This is a genomic window from Pseudomonas sp. Sample_9 (genome assembly GCF_004307535.1).
In the GTDB taxonomy this organism is placed as follows: domain Bacteria; phylum Pseudomonadota; class Gammaproteobacteria; order Pseudomonadales; family Pseudomonadaceae; genus Aquipseudomonas; species Aquipseudomonas mercuritolerans.
In genome coordinates this window covers 1-2,817 of record NZ_RAZO01000221.1, presented here as the reverse complement: position 1 = coordinate 2,817, position 2,817 = coordinate 1, and the positions used below count along the sequence as shown (strand labels likewise).

Below are 2,817 nucleotides of genomic sequence, written 5' to 3'. Positions count from 1 at the left end.
CTCGTAATCGGAGTAGATGTCCGGTGCGACAACGGACATAACTAGCGAAACGTTAATTGATATCGGAGAGCTATCATGACCACAGGAAATAAAAATCCAGGTAACTTCGCAAACGATCGTGAAAAGGCATCTGAAGCCGGCAAGAAGGGCGGTCAGTCGTCCGGCGGCAACTTCGCCAACGACCGTGAAAAAGCATCCGAGGCTGGCCGCAAAGGCGGTCAAAACAGCCACGGCGGCGGTCGCAAGTCCTGAGCAAGCGGTACAAGGGCAGCCTCGCTGCCCTTTGAAATCAGCTGATGGAGCGCAATCATGAGCATGGCAACAGATTTCGCACGAGGCGAAGTGCAACGAAACAAGGGAGCAGAAGTTTATCCCGAAGCAGCGCGCAGTTCGCACGTGACGAAGTCGGATATTCCACCGGTGTCACCTTGTGTTGAACGACAGCAGATCAGTCCGAGGCACAGGGAGAGCGTTCAGCAGGAATGTTATGAGCGCCGGGAATTGGCAGTGAATTCTGAAAACTCCCGAACACCGGATACAACGCCAACTTATGAGCGCTCTTCTTAGCACGAGGGTCAAACTTGTAGTTACAAGACAAGCCAGACCAACCAACGCAAACGACATCAGTAAACTTTATGAGCACTTGGCGAATAACGACGGCACGCAGTTTGTGCATCCTTGATTCGCCATGTGCCTATACAGAGAAATGAGGAAGTTTGAAATGGCACAAGATAAACAACAAGGCAGCATGTCAGTTAACGAAGCAGGAAAAAAAGGTGGTGAAGCCACTTCGGCTTCGCACGACAAAGAGTTCTATCAGGAAATCGGCAGTAAGGGCGGCCAGAACAGTGGCGGCAACTTCAAGAATGATCCTGAGCGCGCCTCCGAAGCCGGCAGCAAGGGTGGCCAGAACAGCGGTGGCAATTTTGCCAACGACCGGGACAGAGCGTCCGAAGCCGGCAGCAAGGGCGGCCAGAGCAGCGGCGGGAACTTCGCCAACGATCGGGAAAAAGCCTCTGAAGCCGGACACAAAGGTGGTCAAAACAGCCATGGTGGCGGGCGCAACAGTTGATGCGCCGGGTGCAGGGGAGCGTGGCTCCCCTGCCCACTTTCATTCAAGCGAAATTACAGCTATTGCTTAGGAGTCCTGACCAGCCGAGGGAATCGCCATGCCTGTTCATGTCATCAACTTCACCGGCCCGATCAATGCCTCGACGTGCGGCCAACTGATCGATAAAGCCTCGCTCGCCGTAAAGGAAGATGCACCCAGACTCATCGTCAACATCGCCACCATGGGCGGTGAGTGCAGTTACGGCTTCACCATGTACAACTTCCTGCTGGCCCTGCCAATTCCGGTGCATACGCACAATCTGGGAACGGTCGAGTCAATGGGCAATATTGTCTTTCTCGCCGGCCAGCGCCGCACCGCCTGCACCCACAGCAAGTTTCTGTTTCATCCTTTCCATTGGCACCTGCAAGGTTCAGTCGATCACTCGCGCATGTCGGAATACGCCATGAGCCTGGATTATGACTTGCACCTCTACGCGCAGATCGTCGCCGAACGTACGACTAACGGGAAAAACGCGTTGGAGACAGAGAAGTACCTGACCGCAGCTCCACGCATCATCAATCCTGAAGAAGCCTTGCATTCAGGTCTGATCACTGCAGTTGAAAACACAGAAGTTCATGCCGACCTTGTCTGCTCGTGCATTTACTCCTGAACTCCGATTGAATAACGCGTCGTAGCGGGCGCGTTCCTGTCTCCACACTCTTCTAAGCGATCGATATTTCGACAGAACTTGTACAGATTTAGCCCGCCGTACAGGCCCTCCAAGCGCCCAACCAGCCGGTCATCACGCCCGCATCAATTTCTCTGAATTATTCATTTCGCCAGATATCCCTCTTCTTAAGCAGCCGGAGGAAATGTATGAGCGGAGCGGATTTGTACGTGATCGAGTACCTGTTACATGGAAAGCCCAGGTCATTCGTCATTCGCACAAGAAACATGAACAATGCCGAAGCGTGGCAGTGGGCAAGTTGCGACGCGGGTATCGCACCCATTCCCCGCCCCGGTCGACCTCCGTTGAAACGTTTTTCCAAACCGATGGCGGAACGCTTTGGCGTGACCGAGGTGCAATGGCGAGAATCGGTACCTCTGGTCTGGGAGGAGGATCACGTGAAATGACAGAACACACATTGAAGTTCGGTTTCGGCCGATCCTGGGATGACGAGATGGCAGAAAACGCCGCGATGTTCCGCGAAGCCGATCTGCTCGAAGAAGCGGCTTACAGAATCATCGAGGACGACACGGACAATCCTGAAGCCTGGGCCCGTTTCAGCGAAGCCAAGGCTCTGGCCGACGCCAAGCGAACGGCGGCCTTTCAGGACTGGATGCGCATCAAGCGTGCGATGAGCAAACCGCGCTCCAAATAGCGGATTTGCGCATCATGGCTTGAGGATCAGCAGCGGTTCGCCTTTCGGCACGACGTAAGTGGCCAGTTCTACGCCTTTCTCGCTGCCAATGTTCTTCGCCACATGCGCGACGCCCGCCGGAATGAACAACGAATCGCCGGCCTTGAGTATCACCGGCGCTCTTCCTTCGAGCTGATATTCAAAGGTGCCACTGATGACGTAGGCAACTTCCACGCCGGGGTGCGCATGCCGAGGCGAAGTGACGCCAGCGTCAAAATCGATACGCGCCTGGATCACTTCGCGATTGTCAGCGCCGAGATCCTGGCGAACCAGATCGGTGCGGCTCAAGCCTTTCTGCCAGCTCGTTGCCGGCGCATCCGCCGCATGGGCGAAGCCGGTCAGGGA

6 protein-coding genes are annotated in these 2,817 nt (G+C 55.2%); 5 read left to right on the top strand and 1 reads right to left on the bottom strand.

Annotation, left to right across the window (positions count from 1 at the left end; all coding sequences use genetic code 11):
• The first annotated feature begins 75 nt into the window (after positions 1-75).
• From D6877_RS12485 to D6877_RS12465, 5 genes are all read left to right on the top strand, one after another.
• On the top strand, positions 76-252 hold the full coding sequence (locus D6877_RS12485; protein ID WP_016774938.1) for a general stress protein: 177 nt from the start codon (positions 76-78) through the stop codon (positions 250-252).
• 469 nt (positions 253-721) lie between these two features.
• Entirely contained in the window at positions 722-1,072 is a 351-nt protein-coding gene (locus D6877_RS12480; protein WP_130910976.1) for a general stress protein, read from the top strand.
• Between the two features lie 97 nt (positions 1,073-1,169).
• Positions 1,170-1,721 carry an ATP-dependent Clp protease proteolytic subunit gene (locus tag D6877_RS12475; RefSeq protein ID WP_130910974.1) on the top strand — a complete coding sequence of 184 codons (552 nt, stop codon included), beginning with the start codon at positions 1,170-1,172 and terminating at the stop codon, positions 1,719-1,721.
• Between the two features lie 206 nt (positions 1,722-1,927).
• Positions 1,928-2,185 carry a DUF6555 family protein gene (locus tag D6877_RS12470; RefSeq protein WP_130910973.1) on the top strand — a complete coding sequence of 86 codons (258 nt, stop codon included), beginning with the start codon at positions 1,928-1,930 and terminating at the stop codon, positions 2,183-2,185.
• Positions 2,182-2,433: a hypothetical protein gene (locus tag D6877_RS12465; RefSeq protein ID WP_130910972.1), complete on the top strand. Its 252-nt coding sequence runs from the start codon at positions 2,182-2,184 to the stop codon at positions 2,431-2,433. The genes D6877_RS12470 and D6877_RS12465 overlap by 4 nt, the downstream gene beginning before the upstream one ends.
• A 12-nt stretch (positions 2,434-2,445) precedes the next feature.
• Here the strand turns inward: D6877_RS12465 and D6877_RS12460 are convergent, their stop codons facing one another.
• Positions 2,446-2,814, bottom strand: coding sequence for a cupin domain-containing protein (locus D6877_RS12460; protein WP_130910975.1), 369 nt, complete (start codon positions 2,812-2,814; stop codon positions 2,446-2,448).
• Between the last annotated feature and the right edge of the window lie 3 nt (positions 2,815-2,817).